Genomic DNA, 15,585 nt, shown 5'->3' with positions numbered 1-15,585 from the left:
TCCTCGAGATCATGGGGAGGCGGTAAGGCAATACCTTAAGAGTACCCCCTCTTATGAATTAGATTAAAGTATGCAATGTTTGCGCCAGTGACGAAAAGTTATGCGAAAGCCACAGAATGACATCAAAAAATAGCGCTGCGCTGTGGATAGGCACTTTAGATGAAGCCGATATTGAACTCGCGCTGCGCCATATTGGTGCATGACTCTTGCCGGTCGTGCAAATTTCTTCGTTGGCGATGTACTTGATACCTTTTCCGCGCCTAGCTGCTGTGACTAGTGCACAATATCGCTTTCTTGGCGCCAGGACGCCTTGGTAACGAGTGAGGTTGACGCATGCTTTGGGTTCCAGGGTAGTCAGACGGGCAAAGAAATCCATTGGTTCGAAGGCCACCTCGCTCGCTCCATCCCGGTGCGGTCTCTTCAGGGTCTAGATCACTTTGCCCGTGGAACTCAATGAAAGCCGGTGAGCTGCCACGGCGAGTCGGGAAATGTATCGACACAGGCGCTCAGGCCCGTCTTTCTGATATCCCTTACAGCTGACCTCGGCGTGCACAGAGACGCCTTGGGCCTTGGCCACTCGCTCCAGTCCAGACTCAGGCTGGTAGCGAAGCGCTCACGGGTTCCTGTTCTAGCAAGTCTTGGCGTTCGAGGCAGCGGCCAACGCGCTGGCTGATCAGTTGAGCCAACTCTCCCAGCTCGCCTTTGTCCGGTGGCTTGACGCGTTGAAATCGGGACGGCCTGTTGTAGCGATAAACATAGATGCCCTCCAGGACCTGGATGTGACAGTGAATATTCAAGTTGAGAGCGAATCCGAGCGGCCGAGTGGCAGGCGTACGAGGAGGTCAATCAACAGTTTTGCGATGCCCAGCGGACCTTCGACGAGGGTATGATCGCGGGCAACGTTGATCTCATATATCGATTCGACAATGGCATGCTACAAAATGGTGATGTCAATTTGACTGCCTGCACAATCATGGTAGGTGGCTACTTGGTGGATCTGGAACTCAGATCGCCGCTTGCCGGCATGAAGTTATGACAGCCTATGCGTTTGTCGCTATGTGGGTGGTCTGCGGTGGTATCGCCTGGAACACCGCATCAGGTCGAGGCGGGAGCAGCGGTCTATGGGCGCTATTCAGCCTGTTGCTAGGACCGTTTTCGATTCCCCTAACGTTGCTCGTCAGTCCACAGGGCAAGTCCTGGTGCCGCACACGAACACTGGTGGGGGGCAAACAACGTGACTTTTGCGGCTGTATACGTGCGTTCGCTGGCGCTATCATGCCCACATCCCCTTGACTGAAAGAGATCGTCCCCGATGATGCGTTTAATTCGCGTTGTACTATCGCTAGGTGCCTTTTTCTTCGCTGCGCCTTCGCAAGCGGCCAGCCTGGCAGACTGTGCCACGATCACTGCCGACACGCAGCGACTCGCCTGTTACGACAAGCTGGCCCGGAATGCGGCGCAGTTCTCGGTCGAGCCGGTCGCCGCTGAAGAGCGCGAGGAACACACAGGCCCACTCACCGCGCGCCTGGAAAAGGAGGAGGAACTCGTCGACCAGATCTGGGCCATTATTCCTCACAAGCGCAATTATCTGTTGCCCGTCACCTACAACAGCACACCGAACGAGGAAGCCTGGACCGATATCTTCCCGGACGCCGAGATGGATAAGATTGAGGCGAAGTTTCAGATCAGCTTCAAGGCGATGTTATGGCGGGATATTTTCGGCGAGGGCACCGATCTGTGGGCTGCCTATACACAGGAAAACTGGTGGCAGGTATACAACTCCGATGAATCTGCGCCGTTCAGGGAAACCAATTATCAGCCCGAGGTGATGCTCACCCGCTCGAACGACTTTAAAGTGCTGGGTTTCCGCAATACCATGCTCGGACTCAGCCTGACCCACCAGTCTAATGGACGCGGCGACCTGCTCTCACGCAGTTGGAACCGGGTGATAGGCAGTGCGACCTTTGAACGCGAAAACTTTGCCCTGATCGCCCGCGCCTGGTATCGACTCCCAGAGAGTGAGGAAGACGACGACAATCCCCGTATTTATCGCTACATGGGCTACGGTGACCTGAACGGTGTGTGGCAGCTAGGTCGGCAAGAGCTCGGCTTTACCCTGCGCAACAACCTGAATAGCGAAAACAAGGGCGCCATCCAGCTTGACTGGACGTTCCCGCTCGGGAGCAGCGATCGTTTTCGAGGATATGTGCAGTATTTTAATGGTTATGGCGAAAGCCTGATCGACTATGACGAATCCACCAATCGCATCGGCATCGGTGTGACCATGACGGATTTACTGTAACCACAATACATTGCGGGCGATATATATCTGTGGCTTAAGTCCCGGTTTTGCCTGGCGCGGAGGACGATCTCGGCGCGATCCGGTTCGATAATTGCCTGCGCCTCCAGCCTCGAAGCTCCTTGCTGGCGGTGTCTACCTCGGGATAGGCCTGCTCCCAGAGCGTGCGCAATTCTGCTGCGGGGTTGGCGTGGCTCTGGGTGCCCCCGACACAGCGGGTACGGTCCCGGGCTCAGGAACGGGCGCTCCGCCGTGGTGTCGTTCGCGAAAACCCTATTAGATACAGTGCCCTCGAGCCAGATTAGGTGCGGCCTCCTGGACTGGAAAGGCAGTACATTCTCTGCGGTGATCGATGCGTTCAAGGCCTGCGCCAGGTGCTGAGTGGTAGCGCCTGTCCCGCTGCCCATATCGGCGAAAGCTGGCTCTTTTGCTATCTTCCAGGTCGCACAGAACCGTTGAAGTCAAACACAGTGTGACTGTGAGCCTTGGCGGAGAATATAAGAAGTATCAGTCGCTTGAGTAAATTCGAGCCGCTCTGGTTACTTCCAACGATTGGTGGACAGACTGTGGTGCTCAGAATGAATCGGGTATTTATTCACTTATACTGACCCATTATTTAGTCGGTTTAATAAAGGTTACTCTTAAGAATGAATACGATTAAGTTGGTTGAGGAGAGCTTCGCGAAACTGCCCGATGGACAGAGGTTTGCAGAGCTCTTCTATCAAAGAATTTCAGAGCAATCGCCGCATCTGATGCCACTCTTTGCGAACACCTCGATGACAAAAATGGCCAATAAACTGCTTGCTGCTTTAACCGCCATGGTTGCGGCTTTGCATGACCCTGATAAATTGCAGAATATGCTGGGGCCACTGGGGCAGCGACATTTGTCTTATGGTGTGCTGGAGTCACATTATTCTATAGTGGGCCAAACTCTGCTTCAGACCCTTGAGGAGCAGCTAGGTGAGCTATGGACGGATGACTATGCCGTAGCCTGGTCAGAAGTTTATAGCAACGCTGCTAAAATCATGCAGGCGGGTGCGGCGAGAGCGCAAGCGCAAAACCCAAGCACAAGCGATTCCGCAAAGAAACCACAAAAAATCAGTGCTTTAGGCTGGCTATACTCTTTGGAGGTGCCAGCGTTATTAGTATATTGGTTGGTGTTTTCGGCGGTGGTATTGCAGATTGCCGCGATTTATGGGGTTCCGGATTGGACCAGGTTACTCAGCGCGTGCTCCTTGGTGCTGTTAGTGCTGACGATGCTTCGCGGCAATAACGACGCAGTAAAGGCCGGACTGCTTGAATGCTGGAAAACGATTGACAGTTCCAACGGCGTGAAGATATCACGGGCGAGACAGATTGCGATGGAGCGTCTGAATCAAAAGAAATGCGCCATGAACAGAATGGAGCTGTCAGAAGCAGGCCTGATGGATATGTCATTAGATGGTGCTGACCTGAGTGATTCAAATCTCAGTAAGGCAGACCTAACGGAATCATCGCTAGTTGGCGCGAACTTTACGAAAGCCAGATTAGATAAAGCATTATTGGTGGGTGTCTATGCGCCGAAAGTAGACATGTCATTTGCCACTTTGGCGAAGGCTAATCTATCTTCATCTGATTTGGAAAAGGGCTCGTTCCTTTTCTGCAATATGAAAGGCGCCAATTTGTCGGGCGCCAATTTGCAGGGTGCAAACTTAACCGGCGCACTGATGGATAACAACACCTATTTATCAGGGGCTGATCTCCGAGGTGCTGTTATCGATGACAACACCTTGAATCAAGCATACGCCATTGGAGCGATCAGACCAGACGGCAGCGTAGTGACCGAGGGGTAGGGCTCCACTGAGTGGGCATGTTATTTTGAGATTAGACCCCCTCGTTGATTTCGTCGACTGAGCCAGCTTATCAGGGGAAGTGTCCCCTTGTTGATCCAAAAATCCTGTTCACTGCCTTGGGCATGCTATTCATATCCGTTCATTCCCAAACGAGAATAGGCAACAACTCGTACCACGAGATTTTCATTAGCGTCCTTGCTGACTTGGGTTCGTGGATTTGCTTCCTGCGAAAAGTAGTTATGCCTAAGTCGACGTTTTTGGCCGGTGTTGCCACGTGTGGCAGTGCAGTGGCGTTCTGCTCCTTTCTCTCAAGATGAGCAAGAAACCTATCGATGATGTACTGACCTTCGCTTCACGTGATAACTCTGTCAGATCTACTGCAGCGACCACAAACTGCAATATCGATACTGAATACTCGCTTTGTGCGCCGCTGGTCTGGTTGTGCGCTCCGGATGGGAAGGCGGCCCTGTATGCTTGGTTGGGCATGAGCACGACTTAGTTTAGTTTTCTGCTACTCGTTGCCACCCTTCCCCTTGCGGCAGTCGGTGGGTGAAAGACTCTATAAGTCTTTGAAAATCGATGAGAAATGGTGGGCCCAGAAGGACTTGAACCTTCGGCCTGCTGATTATGAGTCGGAGCCGCTAACCGATCTAGTGACGGGCTGAAGCTGGTCAGCCCCTCTGATCGCGGTTGCGGTTGAGCGATAGTTTCCGCACTTTGAATTTGCGGCCCTTGATCTTGCCGTTGGACAACTGCTTCAGGGCGAGCTTGGACTGCGACCGCTCGATGGCGACATAAGCCACGTGCTCCAGCACGTCTATTTTGCCCACTGCATTCCCTTCGATACCGCCTTCTCGGGTCAACGCACCGAGTATGTCTCCCGGACGTACCTTATTTTTGCGTCCGCCGGCAATGGCCAGGGTCACGAAGGTGGGCGGTGGCAGACTGGCCGCTGTGGGGCGCAGCGTCTCGACGGCTTCGAATTCCACTTCGCGATCAAGGTATTGGCCGATCGCATCCAGGCGATAGCGCTCTTTGTCTGTGAACAGGCTCAGGGCCAGGCCGGACTTGCCTGCTCTGCCGGTACGGCCGATGCGGTGCACGTATTGCTCGGTTTCCCTGGGGAGGTCGTAGTTGATCACTGCGGGGAGGTCGTCGATGTCCAGGCCGCGGGCAGCTACGTCCGTCGCCACCAGCAGGCGCACGCTGTTGTGCTTGAATTGCACCAGCACCTGGTCGCGTTCGCGTTGATCGAGGTCGCCGTGCAGGGCCAGGGCGTCATCGTGGGCGTCGCTGAGAGCTTGGGTTACTTCCCGCACGCTCGCTTTGGTGTTGCAGAACACCACTGCCCTGTCGGGCTGGTGTTGGGCAATAATCTGCAGTAGGGCCTCTCGCCTGGCGGCAGGCTGGCAGATGTAGAACAGTTGCTCGATCTGCTGGTCCTCGGCCTGAGGCGCCACCTTTATCATCTGGACGTCGTCTGACTGGTAGCGGTGGCTCAATCGCCTGATATCGTCCGGGTAGGTGGCAGAGAATAGCAGGGTTTGCCGCGATGTTGGTGTGGTGCTGATGATGTCGCCGATGTCCTCTGCAAAGCCCATCTCGAGCATCCTGTCCGCCTCATCCAGTACCAGTGTGTTGACGCGGGATAGGTCCAATGTCTGTTTACGCAGGTGATCTTTAATTCGCCCGGGAGTGCCCACGATTATGTGGCCACCGTGTTCAAGTGAGCCAATTTGTGGGCCGATGGACTGGCCGCCACACAGGGTGACCACCTTGATATTGGCCTGATAGCGCGCCAGTCGCCTGATCTCTGTTGCAACCTGGGTGGCCAGTTCACGGGTTGGGCACAGCACCAGGGCTTGTGCGCCAAAATCCCGGGGGTTCAGCTTGCAGAGCAGTGGCAGGGCAAAAGAGGCGGTTTTACCGCTGCCGGTTTTGGCCTGGGCGATCAAATCCTGGCCCGCCAGGGTGAGCGGAAGTGAAGCAGCCTGGATCGGCGTCATCTCGCGATAGCCGATTTGCTCGAGATTCTCCAACTGGGCAGGTGGTAGCGGTAGCTCTGAGAAGGAGCTGTTCATCTGATTAAAGTGTCCTGGAGCCTATGGCCAAGTCTGTTGCCGGAAATGTGGTGCGTTAACAGCGATTCGAGGCCTGAACCTTCGCTATCCGATCTCTGAAGGTTTCGGGTACCTCGATGACGCAGCTGGCCTGATAATCAAAGAAAAGTAGTGTTGTGACTACCCGGGCCAGCTCGCGGTCCTGAGTCAGATTCTGGATACGATACACCAGATTAAAACTCTTTCGGCCCAGGTTGCTGGGTGTGAGTTCAATCAGCAATTTCTCTCCGTACTTGGCTTCCGACAAATACTGTACTTCAGAGTGCGCCATGATCAGCCCTGCATCTTCGAACGCCATGGCGTCTGTGTAGCCCAGGCGCTTGATAAAGCGCAGTTGGGCCTCCATGGCGATGGGGAGCACTCGATCTGCACCGAGGTGATTGGCGGAGTTCACATCCGAGTAGAGAACCTCGTACTCGGTCGAGAAAATAAAGCTTTCGGGAAGATCGATGTGCTTCCGCTGTACGTTTTCGTCCTGTTGCTTCATCGGAACCTCATCATTCCGTGCGTTGATTGCGTTCGCAGTTGCCGCCCCTGCAATACGCAACCAGCGGGGTGGGCCAGAGCCCGCTTTACGCCGCCTCATCCTCCGTCCCCAGGCTCGCCTTCAACTGCGCCAGCTCATTCCTGACTTCCTTCAACTTTTGGTTTTGCTCGGCGTTCGCGCCGCGAGCTTCCTTGAGCGACTTTTCGAGCAGTTCATTGGCTTTGGTCTTCTCAGCCAGTTTTTTCTTGTTCGCGTCCAGGTTCTTCTTCATTCGGGCGGGATCAAACTGGGCCAGGGTCTTCACCTGCTGGCGTTCTTCAGCCAGGTCTTTCTGCAGATTTTTGATTCGCTGCTTCAGTGTAGTCACCTCGTCCTGCAAATTCTGGCTGCGGTTACTCAGTTCGCGGTTCTGCTGCTCCACTTTCTCATTGGCTACCGCGCTGGCGGTAAGCTGCTTAATGCTTTCCAGTTGCTGGTCGATGGTCGTCTGCAGCTGCTCCTGCTGATCAGCCAATGCCGCTCTATAGCGTTCGGCCTCGGCGGTGAGCGCATCCAGTTTGTCCTGGTATTCAGCGCGAAGGTTTTGTTCGAGTTCGATGATTTTTTCGAGTTTACTTGCGGTTAGCATGAGCGGTACAGCGGGCCTCTTGGATATCGGGGAGGCCTCCGACCATGGGCTACTCGTTGCCACCCTTCCCCTCGCAGGCAGTCGGTGGGTGAAAGACTCTATAAGTCTTTGATAATCTATAAGAAATGGTGGGCCTAGAAGGACTTGAACCTTCGACCTGCCGATTATGAGTCGGATGCTCTAACCAACTGAGCTATAGGCCCTTTGCGAGGGAGCGGGGATTATAAGGAAGAATCGGTCGCTCGCCCACCCCCGAGTCACGCGCTGTCCCGACGTGTAGCTTGCACTTACTGCCATTCCGGGCAGAATTGACCACACTGATAATAACAAACGTGGGTCGGTTCCAATGCAACGACGTTCAGGTGTTCTGTCCTTAGTGGCGGGTTGGGTGGTTCTGTTTTCTCTTATGGGGTGTAGTGGCAAAACCCTGGATCCCGGGGTGCCAGCGGCGCAGGAGAATCCAGGTGAGGTCGAGAACCTCAGCTGGTGGAGCCGGGCCGCCATGGATGCCTATCTGCGCCAGGATGTCTGGCGCGGCAACCGCGCCGGCTATGTGCTGATGTTTGCCCGCGACGGTGTGCCAATTCACGCCAATGCCTACGGCTGGGCCGATATCGCCAGCGAACGGCCGATGATGCTCACCACCCCTATGCGCTTCGCCTCGATGACCAAGCCCGTGATCGCCGTGGCCGCTATGCAGCTGGTCGAGCAGGGGCGCATGGATCTGGATGATCCTGTCGCAAAATATATACCTGCTTTTGCTGACAGTCAGGTCGCGGTAAGTCAGGCCCGCAATGCACAGGGTGACTTTGATACCCGGCCTGCTCAGCCGGTGCTGGTCCGCCACCTGTTGATGTTTGCTTCGGGTATCGGCCCCGGGCGGGATGAAGAAACCGAACTCTGGCAACACTGGCAGGCCAACAGCCCCCGCGAAGAGGGCGCCGGCACATTGCAGGGACGCATTTCGGCCATGGCCTCATTGCCCTTGTTTGAAGAGCCGGGCACCCGTTGGCGCTATGGCTGGTCGGCGGATGCCCTGGCCGCGGTCGTGGAGGTTGTATCCGGGCAGCGTATCGATGCCTATTTACAGGCAAATGTGTTTGAACCACTGGGCATGGGGCACACGCGCTACCTGGTCAATATGGCGGATCGCAGTGGCCTGGCCACTGTGTATCGTCACGATGCCTCGGGAGAACTGATCGATTTTGGTTCTACCATTGATGCTGATTTCCCCGAGGGCGGCAGCGGGTTGGTGTCTACGGCAGGGGACTATCTGCGGTTCGCCCTGATGCTGTGGAATGATGGCACTTACCAGGGCGTGCAGGTGCTGCAGCCCGACACGCTCGCACAGATACAGGCCCTGCATGTCCCTGGTGGGGTGATGGCTAATGAGGGAATTGAAGGCATTGGCTGGGGCCTGGGGTTTGCGGTGGTGGCTGATGACGAAGCGAGCGTGACACCCGATCGCACGGGTGACTTCTGGTGGGCGGGGTACTTCGGTACCCATTTCTTCGTCAGCCCGGAAACCGGGCTGGTGGGGGTATTCCTGTCCCAGACCGAGCCCTCCCCCGGCAACGAAGTTCCCTTTGCCCTGTACGTGGCTCAGGCTATTGCCTTTGCCGGGCTCTGATCAGTCCACCACTTTGGCTTTACCGTGGATGAGGGGGAGGTCCAGGTAGGTCTTGATCCCGGGTTCGGCGCGGCATACGAAGGGGATGCTGTTCACACAGTGCATGGCCGTGGCCACCATGCCGGGGTTGCGCCGGTGGACTTCGCTCCAGTCCATGTCCCGGGTGGGGTGTACGCCGTGCGTCTGTATGTACACTGGCGGATCACCCTCTACCCGCATAGCAAAGCACTCACCGCTGGCTGCGATTTTGTCCGCCTCAAACCAATCGGTTTCGATATTGTCGGTGCCCATGTACCAGTTCACCTCAGCCTTCACCACCGGCTCGCCGTTGCGCAGGCCCTCCCAGCGAAAGCGCTGGGCGGCCACGTGGTCAGGCTGTATCGCACCCATGGGAGTGTCGATGGGGGCGGTGGCGAGGGCGAAATCGTGACTGGCGCGCAGTGGGCCATCCAGAGTAAAGCCCATGGCGTCTGCGATCATGTGCACTGACTGGCCGAAGCCTGAGCCCAGCAATTGCAACATGGGACTGTTGGCGGCGTCCTCGGGTGTTCTGCCGAACAGCATAATGTCGTGTAGCACATCGGGTGCGCCGTAGGTGCGACAGTCTGAATACTCTTCGCAGCTGACATAGGTCACATCGCGTGAGAACGAGGACATCACCAGCGGCCATTTTTCAGTCACGCCGCCGGGGTGAATGCCAGTGCCATGTAGCGTGCTCTGGCCCTGCTCACAGGCGGCGTCGATGGCGGCTGTTTTCAGGTCGCGGGGATAAAACCAGCCCAGTGGCGTCACCACGTTAATACCCGCCTGGAGAAACGCGAGGATCTCGCTTTCGATGGGGACCAGCGGGCTGTAGAGAATACAGTCTGGCGCAAGCCCGATCAGGGCATCGATATCGTTGGTGGCTTTAACGCCGGTCACCAGGTCGGGGCGATCAGCCAGCGCGCCAGCATCCTGGCCAACCTTGCTGTCGCTGTGCACCCATACCCCCGCCAGTTCCAGTTCCGGGTGGGACACAATGCCCTCAATGGCGGGCCTGCCGAGATTGCCGGTTGCCCACTGCACCACTTTATACGTCATGCTCCGAACTCCTGTTGTGATTATTGTTGGTGTTACTGGCTGCGGCTTAGCCGCGGTATAAACCCTTGCCGGAAATTTTGGGCAGATCAAAGGCCGCGACCATGCCGGGGGCGTGGTTCACCACGGCCGGAATGGCATTGACGATGGCGGTGGCAGTCTGGATAACACCGGCCACGGCATGATCACCGTGTTGATCTTCCATATCCATGCTGATTTCCATGCGCGGTTCGCCCTCGATAATGACGCGATAGCCCTTTCCCATGGGCCATTCAGGCGCGATGTTATCGGTGATGCGGGTAATGTGTTCCAAGACGATGGCGTCTTTGCCATCGATCACGCCGCGCACTTCAAAGCGCATGGCCCCGGTGGTGCCGGCCTTGAAAATACCCATAGCATTTTCAGTGTCAGATTCCAGCGGCAGGCGCTCGTGTACCTCGTACACCCGTTCCAGTTCGACCCCCAGCCCGGCTGCCACCGAACGCACCGCGCCGCCCCAGCCCAGGGACAGGGCGCCGGGTTCGAATAGCATGCACTTGTGATCCACGGGGTAGCCGAAGCCCATCACCTCACGAATCGTTTCTTCCTGCTCGTAGGTCGAATAGTTGATGATTTCCTGCATGCGCACGTGAGTCCAGTATTCGGACAGGCCGGTGAATACCAGCGGCATCGTGTCGTTGGCAAAGCCGGGGTCGATGCCGTTGTTAAAACAGGTGCTCTGGCCTGCTTCACAGGCGGCCTTGATGGGTTCGGCCAGGAAGCCCACATCGGGACTGTCAGGCTGTTGCAGCATGAACAGAGAGCTGGCCACCACGTTAATGCCCTGTTGCAGGCAGCGGGCCTGGTCCTTGGCGGCCTCCAGCATGCGGGTTTCCGAGTGGGCGGTGTAGCACACGCAGTCGGGTTTGAGCGCGAGCATGGCGTCAATATCGTTTGAGGCGAGGATGCCGGTTGGCGTGTCCAGCCCGGCGAGTTCGGCGGCATCCTTGCCGGCCTTGGCATCGCTGCTGACGATGTGGCCCACGAGTTCGAGTTCAGGGTGGTTGATAACGGCGCGCAGGGCGTATTTGCCTACATTGCCAGTACCCCAGGTAACGACGCTTAACGGCATGGTAGCTCCTTATTTTTATGCAACGTACAGAGCTTATACGGCGTTGGTATATCGCTGGACTGTTAGAGTGCAAGGGAGTGCGCGATTCTTAGCGGTGGGATGACATGCTGGACTACCGCGCTGAGCGCAGCGCCGATCTGGGCGGGATCCTGATATTCGTCTAACGCGACTATGCGTCCGTCTGCAACCTTGCAGATCGCAAAGGCTTGCAGCGCGATCTCGGTGTAGTCTGCTGTGCTGGGTGGAGCACGGGCGGCTGGGATAAGCCTCGCGCTGACCAGCCAGCCGAACCAGTTGCTAAGGGCATCCCGCTGTAGTCCAGCCGCAGCGCGAATACGCGCCCAATCCTCCCCGAGCAGAAAACGTGACGCCACAGCTTCGTCGGTAGCGACATCGACCGCATTGATGTTGACTTGTCGGTCGGTTTAGAGCGTGGCCATGGTGGCCGGGTCGAACAGGGTGGTGGTGCCGGAGAGGCCACAACCAGGGTCGCTAATATTGGCTTTACCCGACATGCGCGCCAGTGGCGTGTCGAAATAGGGCGAGTGCACCCTGCCCAGCACATTGCCTACATCATCAAACAGCAAAGCCGAGTGGTCATCTAGCGATGCAATTCACTCTGCCTCCGGCGCTGGTGTACCGTCGCATATCCACAGTTCCAGATTACGCAGTGCCTCGCGCGCCATGTGGGGCCGATGTAGCCAGTGCCGCCGAGTATCAGCGTCTTGCGTCAGGGATAGTCACTCTTTCACCAGCCCCGCGCCTTGGTCAGTGTTGCAGAGGCGATTGCCCTGGCGGTGATGCCGGCCTGGATAGAGCGAAATCTGCGTGCGTCCATGATGGTCTTTTCCTAGGTCTCTCAATGACTGCTTCGAGCGAATAGTAGACCTGATACCCACACGGCACTGATATGTTATGGCGTTATCTAGGACTCGCCACCAAAATCGGCCGCAGTGTGGCTGGCCATGACCTCCAGGAACCAACCCGGAAACTGGCTGATAAATTTGTTCATGTCCCAGTAATCGCTCCAGCGATAAATCAGGCCGTTGCGTATCTCGTGCATCGTGGCGAAGGTGTGCTCGGCTGTTTCACCAGTTTTGAAGATCCACTTCTCGGTGTGGTCGAGAAAAACTACATCGCCATCGGCAGCAATATGGTGGGTGATCTGTTCCTGTCGCTCGATATGATCCCAGGCGATGGAGAGCCGGCGAACAACATTTTCCGGGCCGTGAGCACCTGGGTCGTCACTGGGCATATCGCGGTAGTGAATGTCTGGATGCAGGCAGCTCTTGAGAGTGTCCCAGTCGTGCTCGGCCAGGGCGCGCCACATCTTCAGTGCCAGCGCTTTATTATTTTCCGACATTATTTCTATCCTGTGGGATGGCGGGTCGCAGGGCTTATTAGCGCAGGTTCACCGCAGCGCGTCAATGTGCTTTAACCGCAATAGTGGATGCACTAGACTGGCGCGCCCTTCTCCAAACGGTATTTTCTCGTGAGCGGCAATGCCCCGGGTCTAACTACTATGACAGCGCGCAGCCAGCAGAACTTCCTGCTCGCTGCGGCGTTCATCATGCCGCTGACGTTTTCGGTGTGGCAGGCGCTGCTTAACAACTTTGTCGTCGAGCAGGCGGCCTTTACCGGTGCTGAGATCGGCATGCTGCAAAGCCTGCGTGAGGTGCCAGGCTTCCTCGCGTTCACCGCGGTGTACGTGCTGCTGGTGATACGCGAGCAGCGCTTTGCATTGGTGTCACTGCTGGTGATGTCCGTGGGCGTGGCGCTAACGCCTTTCTTTCCCACAACCTATGGGCTGTATGCCACAACCGTGTTGATGTCGCTGGGCTTTCACTATTTCGAAACCATTAATAAGTCCCTCACGCTGCAGTGGGTGCCCAAAGCCGAAACCCCTCACTTTATGGGCCGCGCCATGGCGGTTAAGGCAGCCGGTGCGATGCTGGCTTACGGCGGCATCTGGGTGCTGATGGAGCTGGCGGGCGTAGGGTTTAGCGGCATGTACCTGTTGGCGGGCGGGTTGGGCATTGTCATCACTTTGGCGCTGTGGGCGCGCTTCCCGCAGTTTCCCGAGCAGGCGCAGCAGCACAAGAAGCTTCTGGTACGTAAGCGCTATTGGTTGTACTACGCACTGACGTTTCTGGGCGGGGCCCGCCGTCAGATCTTTATGGTGTTTGCCGGATTTATGATGGTGGAGAAGTTCGGCTACTCCGTCGCAGATATCAGCTTGCTGTACCTGGTGAATTACCTGTTTAACCTTTTCTTTGCGCCCAAAATAGGCGCCTGGGTAGGGCGAGCGGGCGAGCGTCGCGCGCTACAAGTGGAATACGTGGGCCTGATCGTGGTGTTCACTGGTTATGCGTTTGTGGAGAGCGCTACCGTGGTGGCGGGGCTCTACATTGTCGATCACCTGTTCTTCGCCCTGTCGATTGCCATCAACACCTATTTCCAGAAAATCGCAGACAGTCGTGATATTGCCGCTACCGCCAGTGTCAGCTTTACCATCAACCACATTGCAGCGGTGTTTATCCCCGCGCTGCTGGGTATTCTCTGGCTGAGTTCCCCGCCCGCGGTGTTTCTCATTGGGGCGGGGATTGCGGTGGTTTCGCTGGTGCTGTGTAACCTGATTCCCAATACCCCTGAGGACGGGCATGAGCTGCGCTGGGGACGCGCTGCCTAGTTCGAATCTCGCAGCCGGCCCCGGTATTTGTTGCGGGCCAGTTCCTGCATGTCTTCAACCGTGTCGCTTTCGTCCATGATCTCCCGGCCCAACAGGGTTTCCACGGCATCCTCGAGCGTGACTATACCTTCGGTCTGGCCATATTCGTCCTCCACCAGGAACATGTGCTCGCGGCGCTTAATGAATAAATCCAGCAGCCTTAATACGGGCAGCTCGCCGGACACGCGGTTGATCGGAATTATGAAATCGCGCAGCGGACGGTTCTCGCCATCCTCCCGTTCGACCTCATGCAGTGTTGGGCGCAGGGCCATGCCGACGATGGTGTCGAGGCTCTCCTCGTAAACCGGCAGCCGGGTAAACGGCACTTGCGCCAGCTTCGCCAGGGCCTCACCGACGGTGAGCGAGGCATCGATGGCGCTGACCACGGTACGGGGGGTGAGAATATCCTCGGTGCGGGTCTGGCGCAGCTTGAGCATGTTCTCCAGCAGTTCACTTTCCTGGGATCCCAGCGAACCGTGGCTGGCGCCAAGACGTGCCATGGCGGCTAATTCGTCGCGGCTAATGGCGCTGGAGTGGCCGCCGCGGCCAAACAGGGCGGTGAGCTTGGCCGAGAACCACACCAGGGGGTACAGGAGTTTTACCAGCACCTGGATCACCTGCGCTGCAGGCAGGGCTAGCTGCTTCCAATAGCGAGCGCCGAGCGTTTTGGGAATGATCTCTGAGAGATACAGAATCGCCAGGGTGAGCAGAAAGGCCACCAGTGTTTCGTATTGGGTGCCGAACACTTTCAGGGCCTGAGCGCCGACGCCGGCTGCGCCCATAGTGTGGGCAAAGGTGTTCAGAATCAGAATGCTGGAGATGGATTCATCCAGATTCTCTTTGACGTTTTTGAGTGCTTTGGCACGTCGTGGTTTGTCAGTTTGTTGGCTGGCGACAAAACCCGGGGTGACCGAAAGCAGGACCGCTTCAAGAATCGAACAGAGAAAAGATACACCGATTGCGATCAGCAGGTAGGTGAGCAGTAGTGTCATTCAGGGTTCAAGACCGCGTGTTTGGGAAACACGATTATAGGTCAATAGTGGGTTTGTCCCAAGGCGTGCTTGGCAATGTAGTGTGTGAGGTGTTTAGGGGAGAAAGCGGCCGGCACAGGGGTGTGCCGACCGAAGCGGGATAGTACTGAGAAATCTTACAGGGCCGGCAGCAGTACGCTGTCTATGATCCACACAGTGCCGTTGTCGGTCTTAACTGCGGTGCAGTCAACTTCTGCCATGTTCACCCTGGCCTTGCCGTCTGCACGGCCGAAGTACACTGACTGGCCCTGGAGCGTGGCTTTACGCTTCGCGATATTGTCGAAAGCGCGACGGGGGTCGGGAGCACCAGTGGTCACGTGGTAGGTCAGTACCGCAGTCAGCAGATCGGTGTCTGCGACCACAGCATCAACCAGCGGTGCAGGCAGTGCGCCGAACGCGTCGTTGGTGGGGGCAAATACAGTGATGTCGGGAGTAGTGGCCAGGGTATCTGCCAGGCCTGCTGCTACCACCAGATCAACCAGGGTGCTCAGGTCCGGGGTTGCGATAGCGGCGTCAACAATGGTGCCATCAAAGGTTACCTTGTTGGCAGAGGCACAGTCGCCGAAGCTCTGTGCATTCGCGCCAGTGGACAGGGACATTGCCATGGCAGCGGAGGCGGCCAGCGTCATTAATTTTTTCATA

At 56.7% G+C, this 15,585-nt stretch carries 15 protein-coding genes and 1 tRNA gene; 4 read left to right on the top strand and 12 right to left on the bottom strand.

The window, feature by feature from the left end:
• Positions 1-427: 427 nt before the first annotated feature.
• Positions 428-577 (bottom strand): transposase, encoded by a 150-nt coding sequence (locus tag BST95_RS21225; RefSeq protein WP_169843817.1) that lies wholly within the window; start codon positions 575-577, stop codon positions 428-430.
• Positions 578-1,312: 735 nt separating this feature from the next.
• Here BST95_RS21225 and BST95_RS01375 point away from each other — a divergent pair.
• Positions 1,313-2,302: a phospholipase A gene (locus BST95_RS01375; protein ID WP_084197838.1), complete on the top strand. Its 990-nt coding sequence runs from the start codon at positions 1,313-1,315 to the stop codon at positions 2,300-2,302.
• Positions 2,303-2,946: 644 nt separating this feature from the next.
• Complete coding sequence (locus BST95_RS01370) at positions 2,947-4,131, top strand: pentapeptide repeat-containing protein (protein ID WP_084197837.1); 1,185 nt, start codon at positions 2,947-2,949, stop codon at positions 4,129-4,131.
• A gap of 671 nt (positions 4,132-4,802) precedes the next feature.
• Here BST95_RS01370 and dbpA read toward each other — a convergent pair.
• The 4 genes from dbpA to BST95_RS01350 all read right to left on the bottom strand — a co-directional run bounded on the left by dbpA (position 4,803) and on the right by BST95_RS01350 (position 7,569).
• Positions 4,803-6,212: an ATP-dependent RNA helicase DbpA gene (gene dbpA / locus BST95_RS01365; RefSeq protein ID WP_084197836.1), complete on the bottom strand. Its 1,410-nt coding sequence runs from the start codon at positions 6,210-6,212 to the stop codon at positions 4,803-4,805.
• Between the two features lie 55 nt (positions 6,213-6,267).
• A complete protein-coding gene (locus BST95_RS01360; RefSeq protein ID WP_169843816.1) occupies positions 6,268-6,738 on the bottom strand; it encodes an acyl-CoA thioesterase in 471 nt (156 codons plus the stop codon).
• 85 nt (positions 6,739-6,823) lie between these two features.
• Positions 6,824-7,366: a hypothetical protein gene (locus BST95_RS01355; RefSeq protein ID WP_084197834.1), complete on the bottom strand. Its 543-nt coding sequence runs from the start codon at positions 7,364-7,366 to the stop codon at positions 6,824-6,826.
• Between the two features lie 126 nt (positions 7,367-7,492).
• A tRNA-Ile gene (locus BST95_RS01350) sits at positions 7,493-7,569 on the bottom strand.
• Positions 7,570-7,712: 143 nt separating this feature from the next.
• Here BST95_RS01350 and BST95_RS01345 point away from each other — a divergent pair.
• Positions 7,713-8,996, top strand: a complete 1,284-nt coding sequence (locus BST95_RS01345) for a serine hydrolase domain-containing protein (protein ID WP_084197833.1) — start codon at positions 7,713-7,715, stop codon at positions 8,994-8,996.
• Here BST95_RS01345 and BST95_RS01340 read toward each other — a convergent pair whose 3' ends face one another.
• The 5 genes from BST95_RS01340 to BST95_RS01325 form a co-directional block, all read right to left on the bottom strand.
• Positions 8,997-10,076, bottom strand: a complete 1,080-nt coding sequence (locus tag BST95_RS01340) for an NAD(P)H-dependent amine dehydrogenase family protein (RefSeq protein ID WP_084197832.1) — start codon at positions 10,074-10,076, stop codon at positions 8,997-8,999.
• 46 nt (positions 10,077-10,122) lie between these two features.
• A complete protein-coding gene (locus tag BST95_RS01335) occupies positions 10,123-11,184 on the bottom strand; it encodes an NAD(P)H-dependent amine dehydrogenase family protein (protein ID WP_084197831.1) in 1,062 nt (353 codons plus the stop codon).
• 62 nt (positions 11,185-11,246) lie between these two features.
• A complete protein-coding gene (locus tag BST95_RS01330; protein WP_084197830.1) occupies positions 11,247-11,558 on the bottom strand; it encodes a hypothetical protein in 312 nt (103 codons plus the stop codon).
• Positions 11,559-11,609: 51 nt separating this feature from the next.
• Complete coding sequence (locus BST95_RS19520) at positions 11,610-11,771, bottom strand: alpha/beta hydrolase domain-containing protein (protein WP_157114437.1); 162 nt, start codon at positions 11,769-11,771, stop codon at positions 11,610-11,612.
• Between the two features lie 338 nt (positions 11,772-12,109).
• Positions 12,110-12,547, bottom strand: coding sequence for a nuclear transport factor 2 family protein (locus tag BST95_RS01325; RefSeq protein ID WP_084197829.1), 438 nt, complete (start codon positions 12,545-12,547; stop codon positions 12,110-12,112).
• 159 nt (positions 12,548-12,706) lie between these two features.
• On the opposite strand from BST95_RS01325, the gene BST95_RS01320 reads away from it, so the two are divergent.
• Positions 12,707-13,873 (top strand): MFS transporter, encoded by a 1,167-nt coding sequence (locus tag BST95_RS01320; RefSeq protein WP_084197828.1) that lies wholly within the window; start codon positions 12,707-12,709, stop codon positions 13,871-13,873.
• On the opposite strand, the gene BST95_RS01315 is transcribed toward BST95_RS01320, so the two are convergent.
• Together BST95_RS01315 and BST95_RS01310 are read right to left on the bottom strand one after the other, a co-directional pair.
• Complete coding sequence (locus BST95_RS01315) at positions 13,870-14,904, bottom strand: CNNM domain-containing protein (protein WP_084197827.1); 1,035 nt, start codon at positions 14,902-14,904, stop codon at positions 13,870-13,872. The genes BST95_RS01320 and BST95_RS01315 overlap by 4 nt on opposite strands.
• A 155-nt stretch (positions 14,905-15,059) precedes the next feature.
• Positions 15,060-15,584 (bottom strand): fasciclin domain-containing protein, encoded by a 525-nt coding sequence (locus BST95_RS01310; protein ID WP_084197826.1) that lies wholly within the window; start codon positions 15,582-15,584, stop codon positions 15,060-15,062.
• Position 15,585 lies beyond the last annotated feature (1 nt).

Origin of the sequence: Halioglobus japonicus (assembly GCF_001983995.1) — a bacterium.
Lineage (GTDB): Bacteria > Pseudomonadota > Gammaproteobacteria > Pseudomonadales > Halieaceae > Halioglobus > Halioglobus japonicus.
This window is presented reverse-complemented; position numbering and strand designations above follow the sequence as displayed.